This window comes from Yimella lutea (genome assembly GCF_006715095.1).
In the GTDB taxonomy this organism is placed as follows: Bacteria; Actinomycetota; Actinomycetes; order Actinomycetales; family Dermatophilaceae; genus Yimella; species Yimella lutea.
The window spans coordinates 3,187,697-3,202,670 of sequence record NZ_VFMO01000001.1 but is presented as its reverse complement, the minus strand read 5'-3'; the positions used below and the strand labels follow the sequence as shown (position 1 = coordinate 3,202,670).

14 protein-coding genes are annotated in these 14,974 nt (G+C 66.1%); 13 read left to right on the top strand and 1 reads right to left on the bottom strand.

Going from position 1 to position 14,974, the window contains the following annotated elements; genetic code table 11:
- Positions 1-45: 45 nt before the first annotated feature.
- The 6 genes from FB459_RS15390 (at position 46) to FB459_RS15365 (ending at position 6,164) form a co-directional block, all read left to right on the top strand.
- The gene (locus tag FB459_RS15390) at positions 46-861 is read left to right on the top strand and encodes an HAD-IIA family hydrolase (RefSeq protein WP_141929109.1); all 816 of its coding nucleotides are present in this window, start codon (positions 46-48) and stop codon (positions 859-861) included.
- A 31-nt stretch (positions 862-892) separates the two neighbouring features.
- Entirely contained in the window at positions 893-1,906 is a 1,014-nt protein-coding gene (gene trpS / locus FB459_RS15385; protein WP_141929108.1) for a tryptophan--tRNA ligase, read from the top strand.
- The gene (locus FB459_RS15380) at positions 1,903-2,448 is read left to right on the top strand and encodes a 2'-5' RNA ligase family protein (protein ID WP_246092482.1); all 546 of its coding nucleotides are present in this window, start codon (positions 1,903-1,905) and stop codon (positions 2,446-2,448) included. Before trpS ends, FB459_RS15380 begins: the two co-directional genes overlap by 4 nt.
- Positions 2,449-2,705: 257 nt before the next feature.
- The gene (locus FB459_RS15375) at positions 2,706-3,422 is read left to right on the top strand and encodes a succinate dehydrogenase cytochrome b subunit (RefSeq protein WP_246092481.1); all 717 of its coding nucleotides are present in this window, start codon (positions 2,706-2,708) and stop codon (positions 3,420-3,422) included.
- A gap of 16 nt (positions 3,423-3,438) precedes the next feature.
- Positions 3,439-5,424, top strand: a complete 1,986-nt coding sequence (locus FB459_RS15370; protein ID WP_141929106.1) for a fumarate reductase/succinate dehydrogenase flavoprotein subunit — start codon at positions 3,439-3,441, stop codon at positions 5,422-5,424.
- Positions 5,424-6,164 carry a succinate dehydrogenase/fumarate reductase iron-sulfur subunit gene (locus tag FB459_RS15365; protein WP_129625900.1) on the top strand — a complete coding sequence of 247 codons (741 nt, stop codon included), beginning with the start codon at positions 5,424-5,426 and terminating at the stop codon, positions 6,162-6,164. Before FB459_RS15370 ends, FB459_RS15365 begins: the two co-directional genes overlap by 1 nt.
- Before the next feature lie 55 nt (positions 6,165-6,219).
- Here FB459_RS15365 and FB459_RS15360 read toward each other — a convergent pair whose 3' ends face one another.
- Positions 6,220-7,302: a glycosyltransferase family 4 protein gene (locus tag FB459_RS15360; RefSeq protein ID WP_239701251.1), complete on the bottom strand. Its 1,083-nt coding sequence runs from the start codon at positions 7,300-7,302 to the stop codon at positions 6,220-6,222.
- A 142-nt stretch (positions 7,303-7,444) separates the two neighbouring features.
- Between FB459_RS15360 and FB459_RS15355 the strand changes: the two genes are divergently transcribed.
- The 7 genes from FB459_RS15355 (at position 7,445) to FB459_RS15325 (ending at position 14,896) form a co-directional block, all read left to right on the top strand.
- Positions 7,445-8,551 carry a mannose-1-phosphate guanylyltransferase gene (locus tag FB459_RS15355; protein WP_141929105.1) on the top strand — a complete coding sequence of 369 codons (1,107 nt, stop codon included), beginning with the start codon at positions 7,445-7,447 and terminating at the stop codon, positions 8,549-8,551.
- An 81-nt stretch (positions 8,552-8,632) separates the two neighbouring features.
- On the top strand, positions 8,633-9,706 hold the full coding sequence (locus FB459_RS15350; RefSeq protein WP_141929104.1) for a quinone-dependent dihydroorotate dehydrogenase: 1,074 nt from the start codon (positions 8,633-8,635) through the stop codon (positions 9,704-9,706).
- A 239-nt stretch (positions 9,707-9,945) separates the two neighbouring features.
- Entirely contained in the window at positions 9,946-11,523 is a 1,578-nt protein-coding gene (locus FB459_RS15345) for an acyl-CoA mutase large subunit family protein (protein WP_141929103.1), read from the top strand.
- Complete coding sequence (locus tag FB459_RS15340; protein WP_246092480.1) at positions 11,523-12,005, top strand: guanyl-specific ribonuclease; 483 nt, start codon at positions 11,523-11,525, stop codon at positions 12,003-12,005. The genes FB459_RS15345 and FB459_RS15340 overlap by 1 nt, the downstream gene beginning before the upstream one ends.
- Positions 12,002-12,403, top strand: a complete 402-nt coding sequence (locus FB459_RS15335; RefSeq protein ID WP_129625894.1) for a barstar family protein — start codon at positions 12,002-12,004, stop codon at positions 12,401-12,403. The genes FB459_RS15340 and FB459_RS15335 overlap by 4 nt, the downstream gene beginning before the upstream one ends.
- A 12-nt stretch (positions 12,404-12,415) precedes the next feature.
- Entirely contained in the window at positions 12,416-13,627 is a 1,212-nt protein-coding gene (locus FB459_RS15330; RefSeq protein WP_239701258.1) for an amidohydrolase, read from the top strand.
- Between the two features lie 189 nt (positions 13,628-13,816).
- Positions 13,817-14,896 (top strand): BMP family lipoprotein, encoded by a 1,080-nt coding sequence (locus FB459_RS15325; protein ID WP_141929102.1) that lies wholly within the window; start codon positions 13,817-13,819, stop codon positions 14,894-14,896.
- Positions 14,897-14,974: the final 78 nt, after the last annotated feature.

Here is a 14,974-nt window from a genome sequence, read left to right as displayed (position 1 = left end):
CATCGCAAGTAGTCCCGCCAGCACAAGCGCCGGGATACTGAACTCATGACGAACGACAAGCCTGTGGCGACGTGGCTCACCGACATGGACGGCGTGCTCGTGCACGAAGAACACGCGATTCCTGGCGCGGCCGAGTTCATCAAGGCGCTCCAGGACAGCGGACGCCGCTTTCTCGTCCTCACCAACAACTCGATCTACACCCCGCGCGACCTCCGGGCACGCTTGCGCGCCAGTGGGATCGAGGTGCCAGAGGACGCGCTCTGGACATCGGCCCTCGCGACCGCACAGTTCCTGGACGACCAGCGTCCGGGTGGATCCGCGTACGTCGTGGGTGAGGCGGGGTTGACCACTGCGATCCACGACATCGGCTACGTGATGTCGAGCCGCGACCCGGACTACGTGGTGCTGGGGGAGACCCGCACCTACTCCTTCGAGTCGATCACCCGGGCAATTCGGTTGATCGAGAACGGTGCTCGGTTCATCTGCACCAACCCGGACGCCAGCGGACCGTCGACCGAGGGCAAGCTTCCGGCGACGGGTGCCGTGGCAGCCCTCATCGCAAAGGCAACTGGCGTCGATCCCTATTACGTCGGCAAGCCGAACCCGTTGATGATGCGCAGTGCGCTGAACCAGATCGAAGCGCACTCCGAGACGACCGTGATGATCGGCGACCGCCTCGACACCGACATTCGCAGTGGACTGGAAGCGGGCCTGCGCACGATCCTGGTGCTCACCGGTTCGACACGTCCGGAGAAGGTCGACCGGTATCCCTTCGTGCCGACGCTCATCTGTGACTCGATCGCCGACGTCGTTCCGCTGGTCGACGAACTCGCCCCCGCCGAGGATCGACCGTCGGAGTAACGCACTCGAAATGCCTGACACAATGCTCGGCATGAACTCCGCTCGACCCCGCATCCTCTCGGGCATGCAGCCCACCCACGACTCACTTCACCTCGGTAATTACCTTGGCGCGCAAGTGAACTGGGTGAAGATGCAGGAAGAGTTCGATGCACTGTTCTGCGTCGTCGATCTGCACGCACTCACCGTCGTACCCGATCCGGAACAGCTCCGTATTCGCACCCGGCTCACCGCTGCTCAGTACTTCGCGGGTGGGATCGACCCCGAGCGCTCCACCGTCTTCGTGCAGTCGCAAGTGCCGGAGCACGCGCAACTCGCGTGGGTTCTCAACTGCTTCACCGGCTTCGGTGAAGCCAGCCGCATGACACAGTTCAAGGACAAGTCGGGCAAGCGCGGAGCCGAAGGTACGAACGTCGGTCTGTTCACGTACCCGATACTGATGGCGGCGGACATCCTGCTGTACGACGCGCAGAAGGTGCCGGTGGGGGAGGACCAGCGCCAGCACCTGGAGCTGACCCGCGACCTCGCGCAGCGGATGAACGCGCGCTACGGAGACCTGTTCGTCGTGCCCGAGCCGCACATCCCGGCCGACTCGGCGAAGATCATGTCCCTGCAGGAACCGACCGCGAAGATGAGCAAGTCGGCCGACGACCAGCGCGGCAACCTGATGATGCTCGACGAGCCGAAGGCGAACAGCAAGAAGATCAAGTCGGCCGTGACCGACCTCGACAACGCGGTGCGCTGGGATCCGGAGAACAAGCCCGGTATCGCCAACCTGCTGCGCATCCACCATGCCTTTTCCGGCGAGTCGATCGACGCGCTCGTAGAGCGCTACGCAGGCGAGAACAAGTACGGGGCGCTGAAGACCGACGTCGTCGACCTCTTCCGCTCGGTGCAGGAGCCGTTCAAGGACAAGGTCGACACCTACATGGCTGATCCGGCTCAACTCGACGAGATCCTTGCGCGTGGCGCACAGCGGGCCCGTGAGATCGCTGCTCCGACCCTCTCACGTGTCTACGACGCGGTGGGATTCATCCAAACCCGATGATTCGAGCCGCAGACATGAAGACCATCGGCGTCTCCATCCCGATTCCCACTCCGTACGCGAGCCAGCTGCGCACCGTCCGCCAGGCAGTGGGTGATCCACTCGCGGACGCCGTCCCCCCGCACATCACACTGATGCCGCCGACCGACGTGCGCCTGATCGATTTGCCGGCGTTCGGTGAGCACCTGCGCACGGTGGCTGCGACCTCGAAACCGTTCCGCATGATCCTGCGCGGCACCGGCACCTTTCGCCCGATCTCACCGGTCGTCTTCGTGCAGGTGGCGCGCGGAATCGGCGAGTGCGAGCAACTCGAATCGCGAGTGCGTCAAGGACCCGTCGAGCGCGAGCTGGAGTTTCCGTACCACCCACACGTGACCATCGCGCACCACCTGGACGACGTCGCCCTGGACGAGGCCTTCGACGAACTGGCCGATTTCAAGGCGACCTTCGACGTCGTCGGTTTCGACCTGTACGAGCACGGCCCGGACGGTGTCTGGCGCTCGGTCGACCGCTTCGAGTTCGGCTCGGCACCGCAGGGTGGCTGAGACGACTGCAGTCTGACCTGCGGGGTACGCCGACGCCACAAAGCAGGAGCGGCCCCGGTCAACGCGATGGTGGGAGCCGCCCACGCACGCGGTGAGGGTGGGCCGGCTCGGTCCGCTTTGTTCGGACGCCAGGTTGAGCCCCAATCAGTCTTTCGTCGCGGGCCACTCGGCGTTGCAGCATTGCCGCCCGGCGCAGTGCCGCGATGAAAGGTGCCCCTTATCCGACGACACGTTCAGCCTGGCGATACCCTGCCATCGTGGCAACTCAAACCCTTCCTGCGAAGCGCACAGGCAAGGCCGGCAGCACCATCTTCCTGAAGACCTTGATGGCCGTCAGTGGGCTGATTTTCGTCGGTTACGTCGTGCTGCACATGTACGGCAACCTCAAGGTGTTCTCGGGCGAAGAGGCCTTCAACACCTACGCCCACCACCTGCGTACCTTCGGTGAGCCGATGCTCCCGTACGGCGGCCTGTTGTGGATCTTCCGCGTCGTCCTGCTCCTGGCACTGTTCGCGCACGTCTACAGCGCCGTGAAGCTGTGGAAGCTCGCCAACCAGGCGCGTCCGCAGAAGTACGCGGTCAAGAAGACCGTCGCCGCCTCCTTCTCCTCCAAATGGATGCGTTGGGGCGGCGTTGCGCTGCTGCTGTTCGTGATCTGGCACCTGCTGCACTTCACGATCGGCAAGATCAATGTGGGCGAGGGCGGCCAGGCCGCTGCGATCACCCAGAACCCCTACCAGCTCGTCGTGCACAGCTTCGGCGCCTGGTGGATGGTGCTGATCTACATCCTCGCGATGGTCGCGCTCGGCATGCACCTGCACCACGGCATCTGGAGCGCCTGCCAGACGCTCGGCTTCACTGGCACCCCGCAGGCCCGCAAGATCGCGAAGACCGCGGCCACCGCGATCGCGCTGATCGTCGCCGTCGGGTTCGCGCTGCCGCCGCTGTTCATCCTCTTCGGCGTGATCGACTAAGGGACTTCGAATTCATATGACTGACACGCTCATCGACGACATGTACCGCCTCGGCGACAACATCGCCGACACCAAGGCGCCCACCGACGTTCCGATCGGGGAGCGGTGGACGAAGGCGAAGTTCGAGAACAAGCTCGTCAACCCCTCCAACCGACGCAAGCTGTCGGTGATCATCGTCGGCACCGGCCTGGCCGGAGCCTCCGCCGCCGCCACCATGGGCGAGGCCGGTTACAACGTGAAGGCGTTCTGCTACCAGGACAGCCCGCGTCGTGCCCACTCGATCGCCGCCCAGGGTGGCATCAACGCGGCCAAGAACTACAACGACGACGGCGACTCGGTCTACCGACTCTTCTACGACACCGTGAAGGGCGGCGACTACCGCAGCCGCGAGAACAACGTCTACCGCCTGGCCGAGGTGTCGACGAACATCATCGACCAGTGCGTGGCGCAGGGTGTTCCGTTCGCGCGTGATTACGGCGGCCTGCTCGACAACCGTTCGTTCGGTGGTGTGCAGGTGGCCCGCACGTTCTACGCCCGTGGTCAGACCGGCCAGCAGTTGCTGATCGGTGCCTACCAGGCGATGGAGCGTCAGGTCGCGGCCGGCACGGTCAAGGAGTACGTGCGCCACGAGATGCTCGAGCTGATCGTTGTCGACGGCAAGGCTCGCGGCATCATCGCGCGCGACATGGTCACCGGTGAGATCGAGACCCACCTGGCCGACGTGGTCGTGCTCGCCACCGGCGGATACGGCAACGTGTTCTTCCTGTCGACCAACGCGATGGGCTGCAACGTCACGGCCACCTGGCGCGCGCACCGCAAGGGTGCCTACTTCGCCAACCCGTGTTACACGCAGATCCACCCGACCTGCATCCCGGTCTCCGGCGACCACCAGTCGAAGCTGACGCTGATGTCGGAGTCGCTGCGCAATGACGGGCGCATCTGGGTGCCCAAGCGCAAGGAAGACTGCGACAAGGACCCGCGCGACATCCCCGAGGAAGACCGCGACTACTACCTCGAGCGCATCTACCCGGCGTTCGGAAACCTCGTCCCGCGTGACATCGCCTCCCGCCAGGCGAAGTACGTGTGCGACGAGGGACGCGGCGTCGGCCCGATGGTCGGCGACTTCCGTCGCGGCGTCTACCTCGACTTCGCCGATGCCGTCTCGCGGATGGGTGAGGCTGCGGTGAAGGCGAAGTACGGCAACCTGTTCGACATGTACGCCCGCATCACCGGCGAGGACCCGTACAAGGTGCCGATGCGTATCTACCCGGCTGTGCATTACACGATGGGTGGCCTCTGGGTCGACTACGACCTCGAGACCTCGATCCCGGGTCTGTACGCGGTCGGCGAGGCCAACTTCTCCGACCACGGTGCAAACCGGCTGGGTGCCTCGTCGCTGATGCAGTGCCTGGGGGACGGCTACTTCGTGCTGCCCAACACGATCCGCGACTACCTCGCGGAAGGACCCTTCGAGCCGGTCACCGAAGACCACCCCGCAGTCGTCGAGGCGCGTCAGTCGGTCGAAGGTCGAATCCAGAAGTTGCTGTCGATCAACGGCGAGCGCACCGTCGACTCCTTCCACAAGGAACTCGGCAACATCATGTGGGAGTACTGCGGCATGGAGCGCTCCGAGGAAGGTCTGCGCAAGGCGATCGACCTCATCCGCGGTCTGCGCGAGGAGTTCTGGCGCAATGTGCGGGTGCTCGGTTCGGCCAACACGCTCAACCAGTCGCTGGAGAAGGCCGGCCGTGTCGCCGACTTCCTCGAGCTGGGTGAGCTCATGTGCATCGACGCCCTGCACCGACGCGAGTCGTGTGGAGGCCACTTCCGAGCGGAGAGCCAGACCGAGGACGGTGAGGCGCTGCGTCACGACGACGAGTTCCTGTACGTCGCGGCCTGGGAGTTCGAGGGCGAGCCCTCCGGCGGCCCGAACGCGCCGATCCTGCACAAGGAAGACCTTGTCTACAACTCGATCGAGCTGAAGCAGCGGAGCTACAAGTAATGAATCTGACTCTCAAGATCTGGCGCCAGGACGGCCCCGACACCGCGGGCGAACTCGTCACCTACCCGGTCACGAACATCTCCGAGGACATGTCGTTCCTGGAGATGCTCGACGTGCTCAACGAGGAACTGATCGCCAAGGGCGAGGAGCCGATCGCTTTCGACAGCGACTGCCGCGAGGGCATCTGCGGCGCGTGCTCGTTGATGATCAACGGCGAAGCGCACGGGCCGGAGGTCACGACGACCTGCCAGTTGCACATGCGCTCGTTCCGCGACGGCGAGACCATCACGATCGAGCCGTGGCGCGCGTCCGCGTTCCCGATGGTGCGTGACCTGGTGGTCGACCGTTCCGCGTTCGACCGCATCATCCAGGCCGGCGGCTACATCTCGGTCAAAACCGGTGCTGCCGTCGAAGCCAACAACATGCAGGTGCCGAAGGTCGCCGCCGACCGTGCGTTCGACGCCGCGACCTGCATCGGCTGTGGCGCGTGCGTGGCGGCCTGCCCGAACGCGTCCGGCATGTTGTTCCTCGGTGCGAAGGTCACCCACCTCGGTGAGCTGCCGCAGGGCCAGGCCGAGCGCGACTCGCGCGTGGTGTCGATGCTCAATCAGCACGACCATGACGGTTTCGGTGGTTGCACCAACATCGGTGAATGCGCCGCTGCGTGCCCGAAGGAGATCCCGCTGGACGTCATCAGCCAGCTGAACGCGGACTTCCGCAAGGCCAAGAAGCACGCCTGACGATTGCGCATTTGACCGGCCGGCAGATCGATCTGCCGGCCGGTTGCTTTTCGTGTCAGGCAGCCGGACGAGAGTAGGACGGCGTCACGACCGCTCCGTAGTAACCGATCAGTTCATCGACCACTCCGGACCAGGATCGGGCTTCCATCTTGCGGTGTGCGCTGTCACCCATCCGCTCGCGTAGGGCAGGGTCGATCACCAGGCTGTTCACGCTCGCGCGTAGTGCTCCTGCTGCGTCAGGGTCGAACAGGTACCCCGTGACGCCCGGTTTCACGATGTCGAGCGGACCGCCCGCTGCAGGAGCAACGACCGGGAGCCCGGCAGCCATCGCTTCTTGCAGCGTCTGCCCGAAGGTCTCGTTCACGCCGGTGTGGACGAAGACGTCGAGCGCGGCGTACGCCTGTGCCAGAGGCAGTCCCTGGCGGAAACCGAGGAAGTGCGCCTTCGGCAGCAGTTGCTCGAGCTTCTCCCGTGACGGACCGTCGCCGACGACGACAAGCGACGTGTTCGGTAGGTCGGCGACTTCAGCGAGGCGGTGTACCTGCTTCTCCTGCGCCAACCGTCCCACGTAGCCGACGATCGTCTCTCCGTTCGCTGCGACGCAAGCGCGCAACGCGCGTACCTCGTCCGACGTCTTGAGTTCGGGGGAGTAGAGCGCGGTATCGACACCGCGACTCCACAACGCGGCGCGGGGAACGCCGTGCTTGACCAACTCGGCGAGGGTCGCCGACGAAGGCGCCAGGGTGATGTCGGCGAGTGAGTGCAGGTGGCGGATCCAGCGCCAGGAGACGTTGGAGATCCTGCCACGCAACGGGCCTGCGTGCTGGGCGAGATAGCTCGGCATGTCGGTCTGGTAGATCGCCACCGTGGGAATTCCGAGGTTGCGTCCGGCAGCAAGCCCTCGCCAGCCGAGGCCGAACGGGGATGCCGCATGGACGACGTCCGGCCGGACCTCGTGCAGGATGCGCTCCAGATCGGTCGTCGGTAGGCCGACGCGGAACTGGCGAAGGGTAAGGCCCTGGACAGTGCGTACGGGGAAACCGCGGTACGACTCCGGAGCCGGACCTGGACAGATGACGACGGCCTCGTGGCCACGGTCGGCCAGGTGATCCAGCACCCGACAGACACTTGTGGTCACGCCATTGAGACTGGGCAGGAACGACTCGGTCACGATCGCAACTCGCACGACTTACACAGTGCTGGACGTGAGTGGACGCACAACGCAGACGGGTCGACGGCTAGGTGAGAGTCAGGTGAACGGGATGGGTTAGCGTTCGGGCATGACTGACCTGAGCCCCGGCGAGATCCCGGGCTTTTTCGCTGTTGTTCCGGCCGGGGGGTCCGGGACGCGCCTGTGGCCGCTGTCGCGTGCCGGGTCGCCGAAGTTCCTGCACGACCTGACCGGATCGGGCAAGTCGCTGATCAGGTCGACGGTCGACCGGCTGACGCCGTTGTGCGGTCCGCGGATGATGGTCGTGACCGGGGCGCGGCACGCCGAGGCGGTGCGTGAGCAGGTGCCCGAACTCGGGCCGGACGACCTACTGGTCGAGCCGTCTGCGCGTGAGTCGATGCCTGCGATCGGGCTGGCCGCGGCGTTGCTGGAGCAGGTGGATCCGGAAGCGGTGATCGGTTCGTTCGCGGCCGACCATGTCATCACCGACGACGAGGAGTTCCACCAGTGCGTTCGTGAGGCGGTCGAGGTCGCCCGCACCGGCAAGCTGGTGACGATCGGGATCGAGCCCACCCATGCGGCAACGGGATTCGGTTACATCCAGACCGGTGAGGCACTCGGAATCGAGGGGGCGCCGTCTGCGCTGAGTGTGAAGGCGTTCGTGGAGAAGCCCGACGGAGAAACTGCGGAACAGTACGTAGACAGCGGCGAATACCGCTGGAACGCAGGGATGTTCGTGGTCAAGGCGTCCGTGTTGCTCGACATGCTCGGTCAGTACCAGCCGGTCATGGCCCACCATCTGCGTTCAATCGCGAACAACCCGATGCGCCTCAACGAGCTCTGGCCGCGCCTGACCAAGATCGCGATCGACCCGGCCATCGCCGAGCCGGCCGCTGTCGATGGCAAGGTCGCGGTGGTGCCCGGTGCCTTCGGGTGGGACGACGTGGGCGATTTCGCCTCTCTCGCTTCGGTCTTGGTGGAATCGGCCGATGCGCCCGGCGTGAAGGTGCTCGGCGAGAGCGAACTCGTGTTCATGCAGGACTCCACCGGTGTCGTCGCCCCCCGATCGGGGCGCACGGTTGTGGCCCTCGGTGTGGACGACATCGTCGTGGTCGACACCCCGGACGCCGTCCTGGTGACCACCCGTGACCGGGCCCAGGACGTCAAGAAGATCGTCGAGAAGCTCAAACTGTCCGGCCGCGAAGACCTCACCTGAGCTACACCCGTAGTCGAGGGAAGTGGTTGCAGTAGCCACCACTTCCCGATCCCTCCGGCACGCGTCGTACGCTCGGTGACCATGGCTGACACACGCGCGCGAGTGTTCGATCTGGGCTATCGCAAGCTGATGCGTCCGGTGCTGTTCCGGATGGGTGACGGCGACGCCGAGACTGCCCACCATGCGACGCTGAAGCAGATCCAGGCTTTGAGCGGCCGTCCCTCGGCGCTCAAGGCACTGTCCCGGGCGACGGCGGTGCAGACGGCGCCCGTGACGATCGCCGGTATCCGGTTCCCCAATAGGGTCGGTCTGGCAGCCGGCGTCGACAAGGACGGTGTGGGCGCGAGGGCCTGGGGTGCACTCGGTTTCGGGCACGCCGAACTCGGCACCGTGACCGCGCAGCCGCAGCCCGGCAACGACAAGCCGCGCCTGTTCCGGCTGCCCGAGAGCCAAGCGATCATCAACCGGATGGGGTTCAACAACCTCGGCGCACAGCACCTCGCCGACGCCCTGGCGCTCGCCGGCAAGCTTCCGATCCCGGTGGGCGTGAGCATCGGCAAGACGAAGGTCACCCCGGTGGAAGAGGCGGTCAAGGACTACCTGACCTCGCTGCGCGCGGTCGACGAGTACGCCGACTACATCGCCGTCAATGTTTCCAGTCCGAACACTCCTGGGCTGCGCACGCTGCAGGACAAGGAACCGCTCGCGGAGCTGCTTGCCGAACTCGTCACTGAGACAACGCGATTGGCAGGGACTCGTAAGCGCGCCAAGCCGACGCCGATCTTCCTCAAGATCGCCCCGGATCTCACGGACGAAGCGATCGACGACGTCCTCGAGGTCGCCCAGCGGGCCGACGTCAGCGCGCTCATCGCCACCAACACCACGCTTTCGCGGGACGGACTGGCGGACGCCGATCTGCCCCTCGCTAGTGAGGCCGGCGGCCTCTCCGGCGCTCCCCTCACTCGCCGCGCCCGCTACGTCGTCGAGCGGGTCGCGTCCCGATCGTCTCTGCCGGTCATCGGCGTCGGCGGGGTGATGACCGCAGACGACGGGAAGGCCCTGATCGATGCGGGTGCGTCGTTGATCCAGGTGTACAGCGGCTTCATCTACGGCGGTCCGGTGTTGGTCGGGGACCTCAACCGCGCTCTCGGCTGACCGCTTCCCGAGTGTCAGGCGTTTCGCGTCGTTGGCGACGTTCATCGTCTGACACTCGGTGTTCCGCTTAACAGTTCTCCTGACTGTGCCCTGGACGGGCTGACCGCATTGCGATTCTTCGGCCTGGAGAACTTCGACGACGGCCAGGTGCACGTGAAGGGGACGCCGTTCGGCGAGCCGTCCCGACCGTTCGCCTCGACTCGATCCAGCCGAAGAACCCCGCTGACTAGGCTGTGAACATGGCCACGACTGAGTCCGATCTGCCGTTCGAGGCGCTCTACGACGCGTCCGCGCTCGCCGACTTCGACGCGGCGACGCAGCTTGGGGAGCCGGGCCGGTACCCGTTCACCCGTGGCGTCTACCCGTCGATGTACACCGGCCGTCCGTGGACGATGCGCCAGTACGCCGGCTTCGGCACCGCCAAGGAGTCGAACGAGCGGTACAAGGAACTCGTCGCCAACGGCACCGGCGGCCTCTCGGTCGCGTTCGACCTGCCGACCCAGATGGGCTACGACTCCGACGCCGAACTGGCCCATGGCGAGGTCGGCAAGGTCGGCGTCGCGATCGACAGCATCGACGACATGCAGTTGCTCTTCGACGGGCTGCCGCTCGATGAGGTCAGCACCAGCATGACCATCAACGCCCCGGCCAGCACCCTGCTCCTGATGTACCAGCTGACCGCTGAGCAACAGGGCATCGCGGCCGACAAGCTGACCGGCACGATCCAGAACGACGTGCTCAAGGAGTACATCGCCCGCGGCACGTACATCTACCCGCCGGCCGAGTCGTTGCGCCTGACGTCCGACGTGTTTGCCTACTGCCACAGCGAGATTCCCAGGTGGAACACCATCTCGATCAGCGGCTATCACATGGCAGAGGCCGGTGCGACGCCCGTGCAGGAGGTGGCGTTCACCCTCGCCAACGCCAAGGAGTACGTCCGTGCCGCCATGGCCGCCGGCCTCGCCGTCGACGACTTCGCACCCCGCCTGTCCTTCTTCTTCGTCGCCCGCACCACGCTGCTGGAGGAGGTCGCGAAGTTCCGCGCAGCCCGCCGCATCTGGGCGCGGATCATGAAGGAGGAGTTCGGCGCTCAGAATCCCAAGTCGCAGATGCTGCGCTTCCACACCCAGACCGCCGGCGTCCAGCTCACCGCCCAGCAGCCCGAGGTCAACCTGGTCCGGGTCGCCCTGCAGGGCCTGGGTGCCGTGCTCGGCGGCACCCAGTCGCTTCACACCAACTCCTACGACGAAGCCATCGCACTGCCGACCGCGAAGGCCGCCCGTCTCGCGTTGCGCACCCAGCAGGTGATCGCCTACGAGACCGACGTGACCAAGACCGTCGACCCGTTCGCCGGCAGCTACGTCGTGGAGGCGCTCACCGACGACATCGAGGACGCCGTCAACGCGCTCATGCAGCAGGTCGAGGACAAGGGCGGTGCGGTGAAGGCGATCGAGGAGGGCTTCCAGAAGTCGGAGATCGAACGCTCGGCCTACGCGATCGCACTCGAGATCGACAGCAAGGAGCGCACGGTCGTCGGGCTCAACCGGTTCACCATCGACAAGGACGACAAGTACGAACCGCTGCGTGTGAACCCGGCCATCGAGGCCGAGCAGGCCGCGCGCCTCGAACAGTTGCGCAAGGAGCGTGACAACGCCGCCGTCACCAAGGGTCTGGACGCTCTGCGCAAGGCTGCCGAAGGCACCGACAACGTCCTCTTCCCGATGCGCGAGGCGCTCGCCGCCCGCGCCACCGGGGGAGAAGTCAGCAGCGCGCTGCGCGATGTCTGGGGGATGTACGTCCCGCGCGAACAGTTCTGATGCGAGACCTGGTCAGCGGCACCCGACGTAAGGCGTCCTTCCTCGGCAGTCACTTCATGGCGATCTGCCTGAGTCTGCTGATGCTCGTGCTTGCTGCGACGCTGCTCACCAACTGCCAGGGCGGCGACAGCAAGGACGCGGCCTTGACCCGCACCTACGAACGCACCACCAGCACGTCCAAGAACCCCACCGCGAAAGGCGGCCTGCGCACGGTCGAATACGCCGAGCTGCCCACCCAGGCCAAGGCGACGATCAAACTCATCGACGACGGCGGCCCGTTCCCCTACCCCCGCGACGACGGCGAGACCTACCGCAATCTGGAAGGGCACCTGCCCAAGCAGAAGGCCGGCTACTACAAGGAGTACACGGTCAGGACGCCCGGTGAGTCCGACCGGGGCGCCCGGCGCATCGTGGCCGGCAGGGACGGCACGATGTACTACACGTCCGACCACTACGACAGCTTCCGGAGGATCATCCGATGAGCAGCCTGACCGTCACGCTGGCGCGCAAGGAGTCCGCCGTCCTGCGCTCGCAGCGCAGCGTGCGGGAGATCGCGGCTGTCGGGGAGCGGGCCGGCTGGACCGTGGTCGGCCTTGCTCTGGAGGCACCGACCGACAAGGCCGCCTTCCTCGACAAGTGCGCGGACGCGTTCGACCTGCCGGACTGGTTCGGGCACAACTGGGACGCCCTCGCCGACTGCATCGACGACATCCAGCACGAGCCCGGCACCCTGGTGGTGTTCGACGGTGCGCATCATCTTGCCGAGCACGATCTGGAGGTCGTCCGGCAGATCTTCACCGAGCGGGTCGACCTCGGTCCGCAGCCGTTCGTGGTCGTCGCGACCTCGGGCGCTGCCGGTCGCGATACCGACAAACCGTAGACTCCATCGGTTGTGACCACCACTGCTTCTGCCACCGCGACCCTGATCGACCGGCTCGCTGCGCAGGTCACCGCCCTCGAGCCCGAGCTGATCGAAGTGCGTCGCCACTTCCACCAGCACCCCGAGATCGCGTTCCAGGAGCACCACACCACCCAGCGGGTGCGCGACACCCTCGTCGCCGCGGGCATCTGCGTCCGCGAGTTCGACGGCACCGGTCTGGTCGCCGAGGTCGGCCCGGCCCAGCCGTCCTTCCGCTCCGCACTGCGCGCCGACCTGGACGCGCTGCCGATCCCGGAGCGCACCGGTCTGGAGTTCGCGTCCCGCTCGGCGAACATCTGCCACGCGTGCGGTCATGATGTCCACACCTCTGCGGTGCTGGGTGCGGCGCTGGCGATGAAGAAGCACGAGGACGAACTCACCGAGCTCGGCACCGCGGTCCGGTTCATCTTCCAGCCGGCCGAGGAGGTCGTGCCCGGAGGCGCGCACACCGTCCTTGAAGAGCGCGCACTCGACGGCGTCGACCGCGTGTTCGCCGTGCACTGCGACCCGCACATCGACGTCGGCACGGTCGGCTTGGCCGCCGGCCCGATCACTGCGGCGTGCGACGGCATCCACGTCATGGTCAGCGGACGGGGCGGTCACACCAGCCGCCCGCACCTGACCCAGGACGTCGTGTTCGCGCTCGCGAAGATCATCAGCGAACTGCCCGCCGTCATCTCGCGCCGGATCGACCCCCGCGCCGGGGCCACCCTGGTCTGGGGCGAGGTGCACGCTGGTAACGCCAGCAATGTCATCCCTGCGGTCGGCGAGGCACACGGCACGCTGCGCATCCTGGACGCCCAGGCGTGGGACGAGGTCGGGGCGCTCATCGAGCCGACCATCCACGAGATCGCCGCGCCCTACAAGGTCAAGGTCGAGGTGCGTCACGTCCGCGGCGTCCCGCCGGTCGTCAACGACGCGGACGCGGTCAGCGCGCTTAGCCTGGCGAGCCTGCGCGCTGTGGGGCCGCACTCGGTCGTCCCGACCCGTCAGTCGATGGGCGGTGAGGACTTCAGCTGGATGCTGCGCGACCGTCCCGGAGCCATGGCACGCCTGGGCACACGTACTCCCGGTGGCAAGACGTTCGAGCTGCACCAGGGTGATCTGGTGGTCGACGAACGGGCCATCGGGATCGGCGCTCGACTGCTCGCCGGGGCCGCGCTGGTGCGTCCGACGGAGCACTGAACCGGCGATAGCAGACCTGGTTGGACGGCCGGTGACCGTTCGGTAACGGTTCCCCGGGAACGGGCTGACCGGGCTTCTACCCGGGGGTAGAGTTCGGACCGCTTGCCCGGTACATCATGCGGGCCGGCGGTCCCGGGATGCAATGACACGTCGCGTCCGGGAAACCCCCGAAAACCAGAAGGAGACACCGTGCGCACGGTGAAGAAGCTTGCGGTCGCCTCGGCCGTCACGATGTTGTCGCTCGGCATGACCGCCTGCGGCTCGAACAAGAGCGACGAGAACAGCTCGGCCCCCGCGGGCTCGAACAGCGGCTCGGCCTCGAACTCCCAGGGTGCCCTCAAGGTTGCCCTCGCCTTCGACGTGGGTGGCCGCGGTGACCACTCCTTCAACGACTCCGCCGCCGCAGGTGTCGACAAGGCGAAGAAGGAGTTCAACCTCACCACCGCCGACGTCTCGGCCAACCACGGTGAGAACGACGCCGCCCGCGTCTCGCGTCTGCAGCAGCTTGCGCAGTCGGGCAACAACGCGATCGTCGCCGTCGGCTTCGCCTATGCGCCGGCCATCGGCAAGGTCGCCAAGCAGTTCCCGAAGGTCAGCTTCGCGATGGTCGACGACGCTTCGCCCGACTCCAAGGGTGCGAACGTCGACCAGATCACCTTCACCGAGCAGGAGGGCTCCTACCTCGCCGGTGCCGCCGCCGCGCTGAAGAGCAAGAGCGGACACATCGGTTTCGTCGGTGGCGTCGAGGTGCCGCTGATCAAGAAGTTCGAGGCCGGCTACGTCGCTGGTGCGAAGAAGGTCAACCCGAACATCAAGATCGACCGCACCTACCTGACCCAGCCGCCGGAGTTCAGCGGCTTCGCCGACCCGGCCAAGGGCAAGACCGCCGCGCAGGGCATGTTCCAGAACGGCGCCGACATCGTCTACCACGCTGCCGGCAAGTCCGGTGACGGCGTCTTCGAGGCGACCAAGGCGGCCGGCGCAGGCAAGTGGGCCATCGGTGTCGACTCCGACCAGGCGTTGACCGCCCCGGCAGCAGTGCGGCCGATCATCCTGACCTCGATGGTCAAGGGTGTCGACGTCGGTGTGTACAACTTCCTCAAGGCTGTGCACGAGGGCAAGTTCAAGGGCGGCAACAGCGTCTACAGCCTCAAGGACGGTGGCGTTTCGCTGTCGACCACAGGTGGCCACATCAAGGACATCCAGGGCAAGCTCGACGAGCTGAAGAAGGGCATCGCGGACGGCTCCATCAAGGTCCCGTCCGCCTGAGACGACTCGTTCGGACGATGACCCGCGAGCTGTCGTCCGAGTAGTTCATGAGCAAATGGCCGCGGCCCGGTGCGTCGT

Bases quoted from the DNA above. Each gene is read 5' to 3' on its own strand.
- FB459_RS15390 (WP_141929109.1), top strand. From the start codon at position 46: ATGACGAACGACAAGCCTGTGGCGACGTGGCTCACCGACATGGACGGC.
- FB459_RS15355 (WP_141929105.1), top strand. From the start codon at position 7,445: ATGACTGACCTGAGCCCCGGCGAGATCCCGGGCTTTTTCGCTGTTGTT.
- FB459_RS15370 (WP_141929106.1), top strand. From the start codon at position 3,439: ATGACTGACACGCTCATCGACGACATGTACCGCCTCGGCGACAACATC.
- FB459_RS15345 (WP_141929103.1), top strand. From the start codon at position 9,946: ATGGCCACGACTGAGTCCGATCTGCCGTTCGAGGCGCTCTACGACGCG.
- FB459_RS15380 (WP_246092482.1), top strand. From the start codon at position 1,903: ATGATTCGAGCCGCAGACATGAAGACCATCGGCGTCTCCATCCCGATT.
- FB459_RS15365 (WP_129625900.1), top strand. From the start codon at position 5,424: ATGAATCTGACTCTCAAGATCTGGCGCCAGGACGGCCCCGACACCGCG.
- trpS (WP_141929108.1), top strand. From the start codon at position 893: ATGAACTCCGCTCGACCCCGCATCCTCTCGGGCATGCAGCCCACCCAC.
- FB459_RS15340 (WP_246092480.1), top strand. From the start codon at position 11,523: ATGCGAGACCTGGTCAGCGGCACCCGACGTAAGGCGTCCTTCCTCGGC.
- FB459_RS15335 (WP_129625894.1), top strand. From the start codon at position 12,002: ATGAGCAGCCTGACCGTCACGCTGGCGCGCAAGGAGTCCGCCGTCCTG.
- FB459_RS15350 (WP_141929104.1), top strand. From the start codon at position 8,633: ATGGCTGACACACGCGCGCGAGTGTTCGATCTGGGCTATCGCAAGCTG.